The 14,626-nt window shown below is 54.5% G+C and carries 15 protein-coding genes; 4 read left to right on the forward strand and 11 right to left on the reverse strand.

Features of this window, described 5'->3' with window-relative positions; translation table 11 throughout:
- Positions 1-116 precede the first annotated feature (116 nt).
- From A3193_RS09655 to A3193_RS09680, 6 genes are read right to left on the reverse strand one after another with little or no spacing between them, the layout of a single operon-like run.
- On the reverse strand, positions 117-1,325 hold the full coding sequence (locus A3193_RS09655; RefSeq protein ID WP_069014771.1) for a tetratricopeptide repeat protein: 1,209 nt from the start codon (positions 1,323-1,325) through the stop codon (positions 117-119).
- 20 nt (positions 1,326-1,345) lie between these two features.
- Positions 1,346-1,963: an energy transducer TonB gene (locus A3193_RS09660; RefSeq protein ID WP_069006632.1), complete on the reverse strand. Its 618-nt coding sequence runs from the start codon at positions 1,961-1,963 to the stop codon at positions 1,346-1,348.
- Complete coding sequence (locus A3193_RS09665; RefSeq protein WP_069006630.1) at positions 1,963-2,373, reverse strand: ExbD/TolR family protein; 411 nt, start codon at positions 2,371-2,373, stop codon at positions 1,963-1,965. Before A3193_RS09665 ends, A3193_RS09660 begins: the two co-directional genes overlap by 1 nt.
- Entirely contained in the window at positions 2,373-2,837 is a 465-nt protein-coding gene (locus tag A3193_RS09670; protein WP_305782017.1) for a MotA/TolQ/ExbB proton channel family protein, read from the reverse strand. The genes A3193_RS09665 and A3193_RS09670 overlap by 1 nt, the downstream gene beginning before the upstream one ends.
- Positions 2,803-4,143, reverse strand: a complete 1,341-nt coding sequence (locus A3193_RS09675; protein WP_141694776.1) for a MotA/TolQ/ExbB proton channel family protein — start codon at positions 4,141-4,143, stop codon at positions 2,803-2,805. Before A3193_RS09675 ends, A3193_RS09670 begins: the two co-directional genes overlap by 35 nt.
- A complete protein-coding gene (locus A3193_RS09680; RefSeq protein ID WP_069006626.1) occupies positions 4,140-4,913 on the reverse strand; it encodes a DUF3450 domain-containing protein in 774 nt (257 codons plus the stop codon). Before A3193_RS09680 ends, A3193_RS09675 begins: the two co-directional genes overlap by 4 nt.
- Positions 4,914-5,338: 425 nt before the next feature.
- Here A3193_RS09680 and A3193_RS09685 point away from each other — a divergent pair, with 425 nt between their 5' ends.
- Both A3193_RS09685 and glcE read left to right on the forward strand, forming a co-directional pair.
- Positions 5,339-6,799 (forward strand): FAD-linked oxidase C-terminal domain-containing protein, encoded by a 1,461-nt coding sequence (locus A3193_RS09685; RefSeq protein ID WP_069006624.1) that lies wholly within the window; start codon positions 5,339-5,341, stop codon positions 6,797-6,799.
- Complete coding sequence (glcE, locus tag A3193_RS09690) at positions 6,799-7,866, forward strand: glycolate oxidase subunit GlcE (protein ID WP_069006621.1); 1,068 nt, start codon at positions 6,799-6,801, stop codon at positions 7,864-7,866. Before A3193_RS09685 ends, glcE begins: the two co-directional genes overlap by 1 nt.
- 55 nt (positions 7,867-7,921) lie before the next feature.
- Here glcE and A3193_RS09695 read toward each other — a convergent pair whose 3' ends face one another.
- Entirely contained in the window at positions 7,922-8,377 is a 456-nt protein-coding gene (locus tag A3193_RS09695; RefSeq protein ID WP_139117086.1) for a hypothetical protein, read from the reverse strand.
- Between the two features lie 216 nt (positions 8,378-8,593).
- Here A3193_RS09695 and A3193_RS09700 point away from each other — a divergent pair, with 216 nt between their 5' ends.
- Complete coding sequence (locus A3193_RS09700) at positions 8,594-10,000, forward strand: dihydrolipoyl dehydrogenase (RefSeq protein ID WP_069006618.1); 1,407 nt, start codon at positions 8,594-8,596, stop codon at positions 9,998-10,000.
- Positions 10,001-10,014: 14 nt separating this feature from the next.
- Positions 10,015-10,407: an OsmC family protein gene (locus A3193_RS09705; protein ID WP_069006617.1), complete on the forward strand. Its 393-nt coding sequence runs from the start codon at positions 10,015-10,017 to the stop codon at positions 10,405-10,407.
- Positions 10,408-10,741: 334 nt separating this feature from the next.
- On the opposite strand, the gene cmoB is transcribed toward A3193_RS09705, so the two are convergent.
- The 4 genes from cmoB to A3193_RS09725 form a co-directional block, all read right to left on the reverse strand.
- On the reverse strand, positions 10,742-11,725 hold the full coding sequence (cmoB, locus tag A3193_RS09710; protein WP_069006616.1) for a tRNA 5-methoxyuridine(34)/uridine 5-oxyacetic acid(34) synthase CmoB: 984 nt from the start codon (positions 11,723-11,725) through the stop codon (positions 10,742-10,744).
- The gene (cmoA, locus tag A3193_RS09715; protein ID WP_069006615.1) at positions 11,722-12,447 is read right to left on the reverse strand and encodes a carboxy-S-adenosyl-L-methionine synthase CmoA; all 726 of its coding nucleotides are present in this window, start codon (positions 12,445-12,447) and stop codon (positions 11,722-11,724) included. Before cmoA ends, cmoB begins: the two co-directional genes overlap by 4 nt.
- 146 nt (positions 12,448-12,593) lie before the next feature.
- Positions 12,594-13,880 (reverse strand): MFS transporter, encoded by a 1,287-nt coding sequence (locus A3193_RS09720; protein WP_069006614.1) that lies wholly within the window; start codon positions 13,878-13,880, stop codon positions 12,594-12,596.
- Positions 13,881-13,993: 113 nt separating this feature from the next.
- Positions 13,994-14,626, reverse strand: a complete 633-nt coding sequence (locus A3193_RS09725) for a response regulator transcription factor (protein ID WP_069006613.1) — start codon at positions 14,624-14,626, stop codon at positions 13,994-13,996.

A 14,626-nucleotide genomic window follows, 5' to 3' on the forward strand; every position in this document is an offset into this window, starting at 1 on the left:
ATGAGTAGATCCATTTTTCAGTGACATAGCAGCATCAGCAATAGGGCATATCACACAATTGGTGCGGCATATCACTCACCTGGAAGCTGGCTGACCGGGGGATATCGAGTGGACCACTAGGGTGTGGCGAGATAGTCGATCCAGCGCTGAGCAAGCTCACTCTGTTGGGGTTTGTCAGCCAGTTTCAACGCTGATTTGAATGCAGAGTGCGCGGCGGTGGAGTCGGCCAGCCGATAGTGGGTGCTACCCAATAACAACCAGTCTTCAAAAGTCGGTTTGCGGGTCAGTTTGATGCCCAGTTCCAGTTGTTGCTGAGCCTCCTGCCACTGCTCCTGTTCCATCAACAAACGCCCCATTCTGAGTTGTGGCTTGCCCGACTTATCGATCTCCGACAACTGCTTCAGTACCTTGATCCCCTGCTCCGGCTCTCTTGCCAACAACCAGGCGTCAACCAGCAGAGTCAGGGATTCTTTACGCCGCCTGATATCGCCTCGTTGAATGCCACCGCTGAGAAGTTCCGCCGCATCCAGAGGATTGTTGAGTTGCAGATAGAGTTTGGCCAGTCGAATCAGACCGCTCTCATCAACCAGTTTTCTGGAAGCCGCCAGTGACAGCACGGCTACCGCTTGCTGCTCTCGGCCGAGTTGCAGCAGAACATCTGACAGCTGCTGCCAATATTGGGCTTTGGCCGGGTATTTATTCACCAGAATCCGCAACACGGGTACGCTCGGCTTGTATTGTCTGGTCTCAAAATAGAGCCCCACCAACATCTGATACCAGGACTCCTGTGGTGAGTCGGACTGCTTGATCGCCAGTTTCAGGGCAGAGATCGCCTGGCTGTACTTTTTCAGCGCATAGTAAAAACTGGCCAGTAACACCCGTGCCTGGGGAGTGGGCTTTTCGCTCTGTTCAAACCAGCTCTGCAGCTGTGCAAGCCCGGCTTTATAGCGCTCTTCCTGATACATCAGCTGGGCCAGGGTGTAGCGTAAATTCAGGCTTACCCCGGTCGGCAATGCCCCGGATTCCACCGCAAACAGAAAATGATCGATGGCCGACGGGTAGTCCTTCAGGCCGATACTCAGATACCCATAAGCCTGACGGGTCAGCGCCGTCTCATCCGGATTCTGTTTGACCCGCTCCAGTAGAGCGTCCAGTTCAATACGGGCACGCTGATACTTTTCATTGCGTATCAGTGCATCGATCATGAACAGATAGTCGTAGGTGTAGCGCTTCGCATCAGCCGCATCCTTGGGCAGCGCTTCTGTGGCATGCAGTGGCGTGTACAACAGCAGGCTCAGGCCAACCCCGAGACACCAATACACCATGACTTGCTTTACAGATCTCATCAGTTCAAACGATAGCTAATGGTTTGGGTCGCAACCCTTGAAACCGCCTTGCCATCCACCACTTTGGGGTGAAACTGCCAGCGGCTGATTGCACGCAGCGCCGATTGTTCAAAATACCCCGCTGGCTCAGCCTCAATCACCTCAGCATCACTGACCGAACCGTCCGGATTGATGGTAAAGCGCAACACCACTTTCCCCTCAACATGGCGCATCAGTGCCCGCTGTGGATAGCGGGGTGGGAAGCGCATTCGCGGCACAGGCTCTGCCGCCAGGGTGGTCGGCATTTCCGGCCGTACACCGATATAGGGGCCGCTACCGATCTGCAGCGGGATATCCAGTTCGGGGATTTGCCACTCCGCAAGCTCGGGGCGATCCACAGCAAGGGGCTGCAGGGGTGTCTCCGGTACCGCCGGAGGTGGTTCCGGCAGCTCCTCCATCTGCTCGGGCTCCTGTTGGGGAGGTGGCTCTGGCTCAGATTTCAGACGGACGAACTCAATGATCTCTGATGAGACCAGTTTATCCACCTGAATCGCCTTTTCACTCAGCATCCGGTCAAGCAGCAGAAACAGAGCCATGTTCACGACTACTGCAATCAGTGCGGCAAGCAGAAAACGCATTACTCCTGATCCCGGGTTGCTGCAATGGATACACTATCCACTCCGGCAAGGCGTGATTGATCCAATACCCGGATCACCACACCGGTTGGTGCCTCCCGATCTGCCATGATGACCACAGCACCCTCCGGATTCTCCGCATGCAGACGCTCCACATTGGCCCGAACAGCCCTCACGTCAACCCGGCGTTTGTCGATCCACACCTCACCCTTGTGGGTGACGCCGATCAGAATTGCCGCCTGCTGTTTCATAGTGGCTGTGGCGGCACTGGGACGATCCACCTCGACCCCGGTCTCTTTGACAAAGGATGAGGTCACCATGAAAAAAATCAGCAGGATGAACACCATGTCGATCAACGGGGTCAGATTGATCGCCAGTTCACCGCTCTCCTCGTCGACATGCTGATGGCGCATCAGAGACTCTCCTGGGGCGTGGCGTGGTAGCTCAACCGATGTTGCAGATCGCTGGAGAAGTAGTAGCCGGAAAGTGAGGCCACCAGCCCGGCCATGGTGGTGATCAGGGCCTGTGAAATTCCGCCGGCCATCCCCCGGATATTGCCGGATCCGTGCTGCGCGATCACATGGAACAGCTCAATCATCGCCTCTATGGTACCCAGCAGTCCAACCATCGGCAGAATCTGTACCAGGGAGATGATCAACGGCAGCCAGGGCATGCAGCGATCACTGACCTGTTCGCCATTGCGCCACCAGATATGCAGGTAGAGATAGATGATCAGGCTCCACATCATCAGGGAGAGCAGCAGGATCAGTAACAGGATCATACCGCCACGCTCCAACAGGCGCAGTGCATCGAGTGGTAGCCAGTTCAGCAGGATCTCCATCTCAGCTTCCAGTACGGGCCGCCACCATTGCGGCACTCTGTTGATCCAGCAGGCGGATCACCCGGTTGCTCCGACCGGCGAGATAGCTGTGCAGCAGGACCATCGGGATGGCCACGGCCAATCCCAATTCGGTGGTCACCAGAGCCTGGGAGATGCCCCCTGACATCAACTTCGGATCACCGGTACCGAACAGTGTGATCGACTGAAAGGTCTCGATCATGCCGGTCACCGTACCCAGTAGACCGAGCAGTGGCGCGACGGCGGCAAAGATGGCCAGCAATCGCAGCCCTCTTCTGAGTTTCGGCAGCTCCCTGAGGATCGCTTCATCGAAGTGTTTCTGCAGGGCATCCCCGGAGATAGCATGATGCTGTCGATTGATGGCGAGCAGTCTTCCGAGGGGATTGTTCTCCATCGGCTCTTCCTGTTTCAGTTGCCGCTTCACCCGGCGCCCGACCCAAAAAAGACTGATCACTCGCTCAATGATCACCAGTGAACCCAGTGCACCCAGGAAAAGTATGAAATAGCCGATATATCCGCCTTGCTGTATCCGCTCAGTGAGGGTTGGCGAGGCCACAAGCAGTGACAGGATAGCCCCTCTGGAGGGATCGATTGCCAATTTCTGTAAACCACCGTCACTCTGTTCCGCCTGCTTGGCGAGCAGCTGGTAACGGGGAGCCGGCTGTCTGCTCAGCTCCACGAAACGGGCGGTTTCCGGCAGATATCTGAGGTAGCGGCCGTTGGATAATGCATTAAACAGTCCGACGACGGTCACCTGCTCCTGTTGCTCCTCTCCGCTGGTCAGGATCACCGGCAATGATGCCTGCCAGATCTGGCCGGATTGGATAATGCGTGTCAAAAAGATCTCCCACAGATCCTGCAGACGCTCCAGTGAGGGAAGCGAACGGCTGCTGGCGACCTCTTCCAGGATGGCCAGATCCTGCTGTTGTCTGGACGAGGTCAGATCATTTTTGAACAGGTTCAAACTCTCTGAGGCAACCTGCCTGACCACCCCAAACAACTCCCCGAAACTTCCCGTACTCTGCTGGTGGGTCTGTTTGAGTTTTTCAAGCTCCTCACGTTGATCATCGAATTGAACCAGCAGCTGTTGTTGGCGCTGTTGTTCCGCCTGCAGCTGCTGTCTGATGGCTTCGAGCTCCGACTTTCGCTGCTGATGCTGCTCGAGAAATCGTTTCTCCCTGGCCTGATCTCTGCTTTGTTGTACCTGGCGGGACTTTCTGACCTCTTCCAGCAGGGATTGTAACGAATCCTCTGCGGCCAGTGCCATGGGTTGCTGAGCGACCGCACCGATCAGGAAGATGATAAAACGAAGCAGTCGATTCATTGGCCGCCTCCTTCAGGTATCCGCATCGGTAGTACCATCAGGTCGGGCGGCAGTTGCTTGCGTGCTATCCGCATTGACCGGGTCAACTCTGTCATATGACTCGAATCGAGGCTGATCCAGCGACGATTCTGATTGTCCCATACCCCCCCTGCTTTACCGTCCAGGGTTTGGTAAAACAGGGCGACCCGACCGATTCTCAGAAAATCCACCATCTTCTGCTGTTCACCCTCGGTCACCAGTTGGGCCTGATAGGCCTCAATGTTGCGGCCGTAGTCCGCCTCGATCTGGTAGGCCTCGAGCAGCTGTCGATAGCGCTCGGAAATCTCATTGGTGCGATCCTCACTGGCACTCTGCAGAGAGGCCACTCTAGCCTCCCGCTCTTCACTCAGAAACGGGCTGTCTCTGGCAACCAACTCAGCCAGGGTCTCCAGCATCTGCTGCATCAGCGGATCGAGTTCGCTGCGCATACGATCAATCTCCTGCAGCTCATCAGTAATCCGTCTGATCTCAGCGGACTGCCGCTCAACCTGGGATTGCAGATCGTCGTTTGCCAGTTTGGTCCTTTGCAGCTGTTGATTGAGCAGACGATACTCTTCAAGCATCTTGCGGCTTTCGTCATCCAGGCGCTCAACACTCTTCTGGGAGTTACCGGCCGCTTTTTGCCCAGCCACTTCCATATCAATGGCGCGTTTAAGTTTTTCTGCAGCAAATCCATCACCCTGTGAAATCAACAGACCCAGGGCAACTGCCAATGTCATATATATCTTCATTATCTTTTTTCTGATTAATACGGCGCGTTAGTCGTCGGCCTATTCAGCCGAGCTGTTCGGCCACTCCGTTTTTATCAATCCGACAACTCAAACTGTCGTCGTTTGCCGAAGTGTACCGGCAAGATCCAATCCATTCCTACTCTCTCATAATACCAGTCTGGCAACCAATTGAATTGACGATCAAAGACGAACTCTATCCATCTGTAATCTATCGGGTTATCCATTGATTGCCAAAATTCTCCAGAGTCATTCTGTTAAACCCTAACTTACCCAGGTTAACCTGGTAGTCTATTTCTGGAACAATCGCATACAATGAGTGTTGCAATCGCGATGAGCCCAGAGGCCCTAGCCCGCACGCGATGCAATGCCTCCGTGTCATAAACGATACGGATCCATATGAATGACAGACCATGTAGGATCTATTGATGGGTATTGACCGCCAGAGCCTTGCGGCAGAGTTTTTAAACATGCTCCCTTCCGATTGCGTCATCTATCGTGAGGAGGAGTTGATCCCTTTTGAGTGCGATGGTCTGTCCGCCTATCGGAAGGTTCCTTTGATTGTCCTCTTGCCCTACACCGCAGACCAGGTGGAGCTTGTCCTGAAACACTGTCATGAAAGGCAGATTCCCGTCGTGGCCCGTGGTGCGGGAACCGGTCTCTCCGGTGGGGCACTACCCCACGAACAGGGGGTATTACTCAGTCTGGCCAGACTCAATAAGATCATTGAAATCGATCGGGACAACCGCTTGGCCTGCGTCCAACCGGGGGTGAGAAACCTGGCTGTGAGTGAAGCGGCCAAACCCTATGGACTCTACTATGCACCGGACCCCTCCTCCCAGATCGCCTGTTCGATTGGTGGCAATGTGGCGGAAAATGCGGGGGGAGTTCACTGCCTCAAATATGGCCTCACTCTGCATAATGTGTTGCAGGTCACCCTGATCACCATTGATGGTGAGCGTCTGACCTTCGGCTGCAACGGCCTGGATGCCCCGGGCCTCGATCTGTTGACCCTGATCACCGGCTCAGAGGGTATGCTCGGCCTGGTGGTCGAAGTGGTGGTGAAACTGTTGCCGATCCCGGAGCGACAGCAGGTGGCTCTGGCCGCTTTCGACGAAGTGGAGATCGCTGGAAAGGCAGTTGCGGAGATCATCGCCAAGGGGATTCTTCCTGCCGGTCTGGAGATGATGGATAACCTCTCACTGCGCGCTGCGGAGGATTTTGTACATGCCGGTTATCCAACCGATGCGGCGGCCATACTGCTGTGTGAGGTTGATGGCAGTGAAGATGAGGTCTCCGAAGAGATCATGCGGGTTCGTCAGATTCTGCTCGATTCCGGTGCCCGTGAGGTGCGTACGGCTGAGGATGAAACCGAGCGCATGAGGTTTTGGGCCGGCCGTAAAAATGCCTTTCCCGCAGTGGGTCGGCTGGCGCCGGATTACTACTGCATGGATGGCACGATCCCGCGCAACCAACTGGGCAAGGTCTTGACCATGATCGGTGAAATGTCTGAAAAGTATGGCTTGCCCTGCGCCAACGTCTTTCATGCGGGTGACGGCAATCTGCATCCGTTGATCCTCTATGATGCGAACAATGAGGGTGAGTTGGAAAAAGCCGAGGAGTTTGGTGGTGAAATCCTCGAACTCTGTGTCGCCGTGGGGGGTACCATAACCGGCGAACATGGTGTGGGTATCGAGAAGATCAACCAGATGTGCGCTCAGTTCCCGGATCCTGAACTGGAGACATTTCATGCGGTAAAGGCGGTTTTTGACCCCCACAATCTGCTCAATCCGGGCAAAGCGATCCCGACCCTGGCCCGCTGTGCGGAATTTGGCGCCATGCACGTCCATGCGGGCAAGCTGCGTTTTCCTGAGCTGGAGCGTTTCTGATGTCTGGCGATCAAGATCAATCATCACTGCTGCAGGCCAACATCAAAGATGCACTGGCCGAGCATAGCTGCCTGCGGTTGATGGGTAGTGGCAGTAAGGATTTCTATGGGCGGGAACTGGGCCAGCAGCAGGTTCTGGATCTCAGCGGCAACCGGGGCATCGTCAGTTATGAGCCAACCGAACTGGTGATCACCGCCCGCGGAGGAACCCCGCTGGACGAGATTGAAGCGGCTCTGGCGGCGAATGGCCAGATGCTGCCTTTCGAACCACCCCATTTCGATGGCAAGGGTACGATCGGCGGTGCTATCGCGGCCGGTCTCAGCGGTCCCAGACGCCCCTGGGGCGGTTCCCCAAGAGATCTTCTTCTGGGCATCAAACTGCTGGATGGGCAGGGCAGAATCATGAGCTTCGGTGGTCAGGTGATGAAGAATGTCGCAGGCTATGACATTTCCCGCTTGATGGCCGGTGCAATGGGCACGCTAGGAGTACTGCTGGAAGTCTCCATCAAGGTACTGCCCAAGCCCGTTGAGGAGCATACCCTGATATTTGATCGGGATCCGCACAGTGCGACCCGCCTGGTCGGGGAGATGATCGCCGAATCACAACCTGTCACCGCCAGCTTCAGCCTGGCGGACAAACAGGCGATTCGACTCGCCTGCAGTCATCAGCGTCTCGGTGCTATCCGCCAGAAATACGGCCTGCAGGAGAGCACTGAATCAACCGGCTTCTGGCAACAGCTCAGAGATCACAAGCTCGATTTTTTCCAACAATCCAAACCACTCTGGCGACTTTCGTTGAAACCGACCAGTCCACTGGAACTGACTGAACCCTGCCTGCAAGAGTGGTCCGGTGGATTACGCTGGCTCTACAGCGAGCGCCCGGCAACGGAGATCCGCACTCTGGTTGAGAGTCAGGGTGGACATGCCTTACAGTTTCGCAATGGTGATCGAAGTGGCGACATCTTCCACCCGCTTCACCCCCGCATCCTGAAGATCCAGCAGGGATTGAAGGCGGTATTCGATCCGCACGGCCTGTTCAATCCAGGCCGGCACTATTCAGACTATTAAGCTTGTACCGGTTAACACGAATCCGATTGGATGCCTGTCAACAAGGCCCTATCGGCTACTGCTTCGGCTTTGCTGCCTGCATACAGCTCTGCATCTGATCCGCTGACTGACTTGAAGTGAAACAGTTTTTCAATGACTGACCCACCAGAATGGATTGGTCGAGGAACTTCAGCATGTTTTGCTTGTTCTGCTCGTTGAACTCGATCTTTTTCGGTGGCTGTGATTGAGCTTTGTCTGCGCCTGGCATGGCACCACGGCCCATTTTAGCCTGCATCTCCTGCTCCAGGGCGATCATGATCTCGACACATTTTTGAAACGTTGCCTGATCCTTGGCCTGATTCAGACAGCTCTTGGTCTCCTGCATGGCCGGGATGCTCTTCTCGATCAGCGGTAGCATGGCTTTTTTCGACTGGTCAAAATGTTGCTGAGGATCCATCTGTCCTCCCCCCTGCCCTGGTGGCTGGGCCAGTGCAAGAGTTGGGAGCAATAGAGTCGTTAGTAGCCATTTCATGTGATTCTCCTCAGCTTGATCTTAATAATTATGATGAACGCATCTCAGGGTCTGTATCCTGAAACCGAGAGGTCCTAGTTTGACACAATAACGCGTTTTTTATCCGTTAATTCGTTGGTGAAATCCACAACAGCCAAAACCCACACGGATAGAAGCTGAAATTTAACGGCCAAGTCGTTAGAATTTCGCCCATCAAAATATTCACTGGAGATTTCTGTGGCAGAAAAAAGTGTCGACGTCGCTATTCTGGGTTCCGGTACCGCCGGTCTAAACGCTACCGGCCAGGTTGGACCGAGCGGGAAGAACTTTCTGCTGATCAATGGCGGAGAACCGGGCACCACCTGTGCCAGGGTTGGCTGTATGCCCTCCAAAGCCCTGATCCAGGTTGCCGAGGATTATCATCGCCGCACCCATCTTGATCGCTACGGCGTGGATGGCCATACCGAAATGACGATCGATATTCCGGAAGCCATGGAACATGTTCAGGACCTACGTGACAACTTCGTCGACCGGGTGCTATCGAACAGTACGGACAATATGGGTGAGCGGTTCGTCGAAGCCTATGCGGAGTTCGTCGATCCTCATACTTTGCAACTCGATAACGGTGATCGGGTGATTGCCGAGAAAATCGTCATCGCCACAGGATCCCGGCCGGTGGTACCCCAGGCATGGGAAGCTTTTGGCGATAAGGTTTTAACCACCGACAGCTTTTTTGAGTTGGAGGATCTGCCGGAATCGGTGGCCGTTGTCGGCCTGGGTGTCATCGGCCTGGAACTTGGTCAATCACTCAACCGACTGGGTATCAAGGTCAGTGGCTTCGACATGGCTGAGACCATTGGTGGCACCACCGATCCCGAGGTATCCAAGACCGCACTGGAGATTATGCAGCGGGAATTCCCAATCTATCTGGGAGAAGCGGTAGAACTCTCTGCTGAGGGCGAGCAAGTGAGGGTCAGCGCCGGTGAGAATTCCGTGGTTGTCGACAAGGTGCTTGCCAGCCTTGGGCGGACACCCAATGTGGAAGGATTGTCGCTGACCAATACCGGCATAGAACTCGATGCCAATGGCATCCCTCTATACAACCCGAACACCATGCAGTGCGGCAACTCTCATATCTTCATCGCCGGTGATCTGAACGGTGAAAAACCAATTCTTCACGAAGCCGGGGACGAAGGCAAAATCGCCGGTTATAACGCTGCCCATGATGATGTGATGGGATTCAAACGCAAGGTCCCATTGGCTATCAATTTCTGTGATCCCAATATCTGCCTGGTCGGCAAACGCTATCAGGAACTGGACCTGGATAACACAGCCATCGGCGAGGTGAAACTGGCTCCTGTGGGACGGGCGCTGATCATGGGGCAGAACCGGGGTGTAATCCGTGTCTACGCTGAGAAATCCTCAGGGCGGATGGTTGGCGCGGAGATGATCACCACCCGGGGTGAGAATCTGGCACACCTGTTGAACTGGGCCATTTCACAAGACCTAACCGTTGGGGATCTGATCCGCATGCCCTTCTATCACCCGGTGATCGAAGAGGCACTACAGGCAGCTTTGAATAACCTGTACGCACAGGTCGAGACAAAAAACCAAGGCCCGATTAAAGAGCTTTACCCCTTATGAGACTGGAGTGAGAGATGGACTCTATCGAGGTCAATTTTACCGGCGGCAAACGTATTGAAGCGCAGGTGGGGGATTTCACCCTGCAGACGGATCAGCCTCTCAAATATGGTGGCGAAGCGAGCGCCCCTGCCCCGTTTGATCTGTTTCTCGGGTCACTCGCCACCTGTGCCGGCATTTTTGCCTGGAATTTCTGTGAATCCCGACAGCTGCCCACCGAGGGCCTGGCACTGAAAATGGAGTGTATCGAGGATGAAAAGAAGAAAATGATCAGCAACATTATCTTTCATCTGACCCTGCCCAAGGATTTTCCAGAGCGCTACCAGAGCGGCATCATTCGGGCAATGGAGCTGTGTGCGGTTAAAAGACATATGCATACCGCCCCGGATTTCTCGATCCAGGTCAAATAGGTGATCCTTTCCGACGAACCTCCACCTTTTTACCGCAAGGCCCACTGGGGATAACCCTAGCTGGGGAAATTCCCAGCTATCCATTTCAGACAAAATCCTGCTTACTATAGCCTGCACTGAGCAGAGTGATCGCCAGGTATACCCGGCAACTCCCATTCTCCGGATTACTGCAACAGAGTGAATGATCTGTAGAACGGTGCGATAGAAGATTCGTTTTATGTTCCCTTATGAGTTGAACGCATTTCAGGGGCGACAGGCAGAACAGATCAGGTTATTTCCATCCTATTCGGTCTTGGTAGTGACCGTTTAGGCTTTCCGTAGAGAGAAATCTGCCTCAGCCCCTACCCTTTTTCGCAACCAGGATGGCACGTCTTGGTGCAGGATAACCTTCGACAGTCAGATCAGGATTCCGAGGGTCCAGATAGTCCTGCAGCGACTCAAAACGCATCCACTCCGTCGACCTTTGCTCATCGGTTGTGGTAGTAGAAATATCCACCAGTCGAATATCGCTGAAACCACTGCGTTTCATCCACCCTTTGAGGGTCTCTACCGTGGGGATAAACCAGACATTGCGCATCTTCGCATAGCGGTTTTCCGGGACCAGAACCTCCCTGTCCCCCCCCTCGATCACCAGGGTTTCTAGCACCAGCTCACCCTCTTTGCGCAGTGCCCCCATCAACTCAGTCAAGTGGGAGAAAGGCGATTGGCGATGATAAAAGACCCCCATCGAGAAGACCGTATCGAACGCCTTCAACTCCGCAGGCAGATCCTCAATACCCAGGGGAAACAGATGGACCGGATAGCCATTGCCAAGAAAGTGCTTGAAGGCTTCGAACTGCATATTGAACAGCTGGGTCGGATCGATCCCGATCACCCGCATCGCCCCCTCCCCATGAATGCGCCAGAGGTGGTAACCATTGCCACAGCCAACATCCAACACGGTTCGGTTTTTCAGCGGCGATATCTGCTCAACCAGGCGATCCCACTTAAGATCTGAACGCCACTCGGTATCTACATCAATGCCGCATATCCGGTATGGACCTTTGCGCCAGGGGTGCAACTGCTGTAGTGCATCGACGATCTGACTCCTGGTTGGATCATCACAATCGGCCATCTCACCGGCTTGCACTTTGGCGGATCTGAAATCAACTTTTGAAACAGGGATGTCGGGTAACCGGGCCAGCGCTTCTCGCCACTTATGAATATCCCCGTGGGTCTGTTCACGCCATACCCGCTCAACCTGTTGAGGAAGCTCCTTCAGCCAGCGTTCCAGAGGATGATCACCGTAGGCTTCACACCAATCCCAATCGTAGTTCATTTAATGGCCAGTAGTGAGACAAAGTTAAAACACTGAAACCAGACTTCCACCGTTGTGAAACCGACCTTTTGAAGACGCAGCTTGTGTCTCTCCAGGGTCTCCGGAATCAACACATTTTCCAGAGCACTGCGCTTTTGACTGATCTCCAGGTCACTGTAACCCTGAGCTTTCTTGAAGCTGTGGTGCATCTCGGTAAACAGATTTTGTGAAGCCTCATTGGAGAGTGCAATCTTTTCCGAAAGTACCAACAGACCGTTATCCTGCATCCCATCATAGAGTTGCGTTAAAAAATCCTCACGATCCTCTGCTGGTATGAATTGCAGGGTGAAATTCAGGATAATCATGGAGGCCCGCTCGATCGTCACATTCCGTACATCAGAGCAGACCAGCTCTATCGGACTTTCCGCTTGATCCAGCTCCAACAGCTTCGCAGCCTGTTGTAACATCGGCAGGGAGTTATCCACCGCAATCAACGCATAGTCCTGGTGTGGCATGGAGGAGCGGACTGCCATGCTGGCCGCCCCCAGTGAGCAACCCAGATCGTAACAGTTGGAACCCCGGGTCACCCGGCGGCTCGCCAGAGTACCGATCATATTGATAATGGTCGCATAGCCGGGAACCGAACGATTGATCATGTCGGGAAAGACCTGGGCAACCCGCTCATCAAAGACAAAATCGGGGACCACCTGCTGCGGATCGGCATACAGTTCATCTTTTTTCATGACAGCAATCTAGTGCTCCTTCAACCTAGAATCCGCAGTTGGACAGGGTGAAGTGTGCGCTTGTGGTTGTGCAGGGCAAGGAGTTGCAACGCCGCCATGCGCCGCCACAGGCGCGCTGAACCCGGTAATATCATGTTGAAGGAGCACTAGTCCATCTCCTGGGCCGCCTTTTCACCCGCCTTCACATCCACCATGCTCAACAGTACCCCACCCAGAATAAAAAGAATGCCAACCGAGAGAATGGAGATTCTGGTACTGCCGGTCAAAACGCCGACCCAACCCATTATGAAGGGCCCCAATACCGCGGCGAACTTACCCAGCATGTTGTAGAAACCAAAGAACTCAGCGGCCTGATTGTGGGGAATCAATCGGGCATAGAGGGATCGGGAGAGTGCCTGTATACCACCCTGCACCAGGCCGATGGCGATCGCCAAGGTGTAAAACTCCCAGACCGATTCCATATGGTAAGCCCAGAGCAGAATCAGCAGATAGATAAAGATGGCGATCATGATCCCCTGCTTTGCCCCTCGCCTGGCCGCTATGGAGGCGAACACCAGTGCGGCGGGAAATCCGACAAATTGGGTGATCAACAGGGCGACCATCAGGTTGTTGGCATCGAAACCGATCGAGAGACCGAAATCTACCGCCATTCTGACGATTGTGTCCACCCCATCGATGTAGCACCAGTAGGCGAGTAGAAACAGGAAGGTCATACGCAGACTGCGCAGGCTGGCGAAGGTCTCCAGCAGTTGGCGCAGACTGGCGGAGAACCAGCCTTTCTGCTGCTTTGGCCCCGTGGGCTCCTCAACCAACAGAAACAATGGCAGTGAAAACAGCCCCCACCAGACGGCCACACTGATGAACGAGAGACGTACCGCCTGAGCAGCATCAGCCAGTCCGAAGGCGCCTGGATAGAGAGTCATCAACACATTGAAGGTGAACAGCAGCCCTCCCCCGAGATATCCAAACGCATAGCCATAGGCGGATACCCGATCATAGTGCTGTTTTTGGGTAACCGACACCAGCAGGGAGTCGTAGAAGATGTTACCCCCCATGAAGCCGAGCATACCCAGACAGTAAAGTACCAGTGCCATGACCCAGTTACCCATCGACACCAGATAGAGGGAACCGGTCATGACAATACCCATGGCTGCAAAAAACAGCAGAAACTTCTTTTTCGCCCCGGCCTGATCCGCCAGCGCACCGAGAAACGGCGCCATGCAGACCACCAGAATGCTCGCCAGGGAGTTGGCCATGCCCAGTCGGAAGGTCGACTCGGTAACCTCAACACCGGCACTCCAATACTGCTTGAAAAACACCGGAAAAAATCCCGCCATTACGGTCGTTGCAAAGGCTGAGTTTGCCCAGTCATAGAGTGTCCAGGCGAAGGTGGGGGGGTGCTTGAGTAATGCCTTACTGGTCTGTTGGTTCATGAAGATGAGTCATATCAGAGGCCGGCCGCTGTTTCAAGGCAGGTAACCCTGAATAGCCCTCAGCAGATCGCAGACCGGTCTGCTTAAAGGCGGTTTATCGATCCGACGGGGATCTACTCCTCAGGTGTTTCAACCAAGGTCAGGTTGGCACTGATTGCCATGCGGACCAGTTCTGCCAACGAGTCAGCCTCCATCTTCTCCATGACACGGGCCCGATGGGCCTCCACCGTCTTTGAGCTGACACCCAGGCTGGTGGCGATCTCCTTGTTGGCCTTGCCATTGGTGACCATCAACATCACTTCATGCTCTCTGGGGGTCAGCCTTGCCAGTCGGGTGGCTATCTCAGCGCGCTGCGACTGCGTATCGCGCTGTTTGGCATCCACCGCCATGGCATGACGAATACTCTCCAGTAACAGCTCATCATTGAAAGGCTTCTCGATGAAGTCCACAGCCCCGGCTTTCATGGCCCGAACCGCCATCGGTACATCCCCATGACCGGTGATGATGATCACCGGTATGGCGATCTGATTGACCTTCAGATACTCCTGCAACTCCAAACCGCTCATCCCGGGCATGCGCACGTCAAGAAGCAGACAACCGGAGCGCCCTGGATAGTAGGACTGAATAAAGGCGTTCGCCGATTCGAAGGTCTCGACTTGCATGGATACCGATTCGATCAGCCATTTCAATGAGTTCCTCATCGCCTGATCATCATCAACTACAAAAACCGTCGGTCGACTACTCAT

This window comes from Candidatus Thiodiazotropha endoloripes, assembly GCF_001708965.1.
Taxonomy (GTDB): domain Bacteria; phylum Pseudomonadota; class Gammaproteobacteria; order Chromatiales; family Chromatiaceae; genus Thiodiazotropha; species Thiodiazotropha endoloripes.

Excerpts from the sequence above, each read along its gene's own strand:
- A3193_RS09655 (WP_069014771.1), bottom strand. The coding sequence starts at position 1,325 with ATGGTGTATTGGTGTCTCGGGGTTGGCCTGAGCCTGCTGTTGTACACG.
- A3193_RS09660 (WP_069006632.1), bottom strand. The coding sequence starts at position 1,963 with ATGCGTTTTCTGCTTGCCGCACTGATTGCAGTAGTCGTGAACATGGCT.
- A3193_RS09665 (WP_069006630.1), bottom strand. The coding sequence starts at position 2,373 with ATGCGCCATCAGCATGTCGACGAGGAGAGCGGTGAACTGGCGATCAAT.
- A3193_RS09675 (WP_141694776.1), bottom strand. The coding sequence starts at position 4,143 with ATGAATCGACTGCTTCGTTTTATCATCTTCCTGATCGGTGCGGTCGCT.
- A3193_RS09680 (WP_069006626.1), bottom strand. The coding sequence starts at position 4,913 with ATGAAGATATATATGACATTGGCAGTTGCCCTGGGTCTGTTGATTTCA.
- A3193_RS09685 (WP_069006624.1), top strand. The coding sequence starts at position 5,339 with ATGGGTATTGACCGCCAGAGCCTTGCGGCAGAGTTTTTAAACATGCTC.
- glcE (WP_069006621.1), top strand. The coding sequence starts at position 6,799 with ATGTCTGGCGATCAAGATCAATCATCACTGCTGCAGGCCAACATCAAA.
- A3193_RS09695 (WP_139117086.1), bottom strand. The coding sequence starts at position 8,377 with ATGAAATGGCTACTAACGACTCTATTGCTCCCAACTCTTGCACTGGCC.
- A3193_RS09705 (WP_069006617.1), top strand. The coding sequence starts at position 10,015 with ATGGACTCTATCGAGGTCAATTTTACCGGCGGCAAACGTATTGAAGCG.
- cmoB (WP_069006616.1), bottom strand. The coding sequence starts at position 11,725 with ATGAACTACGATTGGGATTGGTGTGAAGCCTACGGTGATCATCCTCTG.
- cmoA (WP_069006615.1), bottom strand. The coding sequence starts at position 12,447 with ATGAAAAAAGATGAACTGTATGCCGATCCGCAGCAGGTGGTCCCCGAT.
- A3193_RS09720 (WP_069006614.1), bottom strand. The coding sequence starts at position 13,880 with ATGAACCAACAGACCAGTAAGGCATTACTCAAGCACCCCCCCACCTTC.
- A3193_RS09725 (WP_069006613.1), bottom strand. The coding sequence starts at position 14,626 with ATGAGTAGTCGACCGACGGTTTTTGTAGTTGATGATGATCAGGCGATG.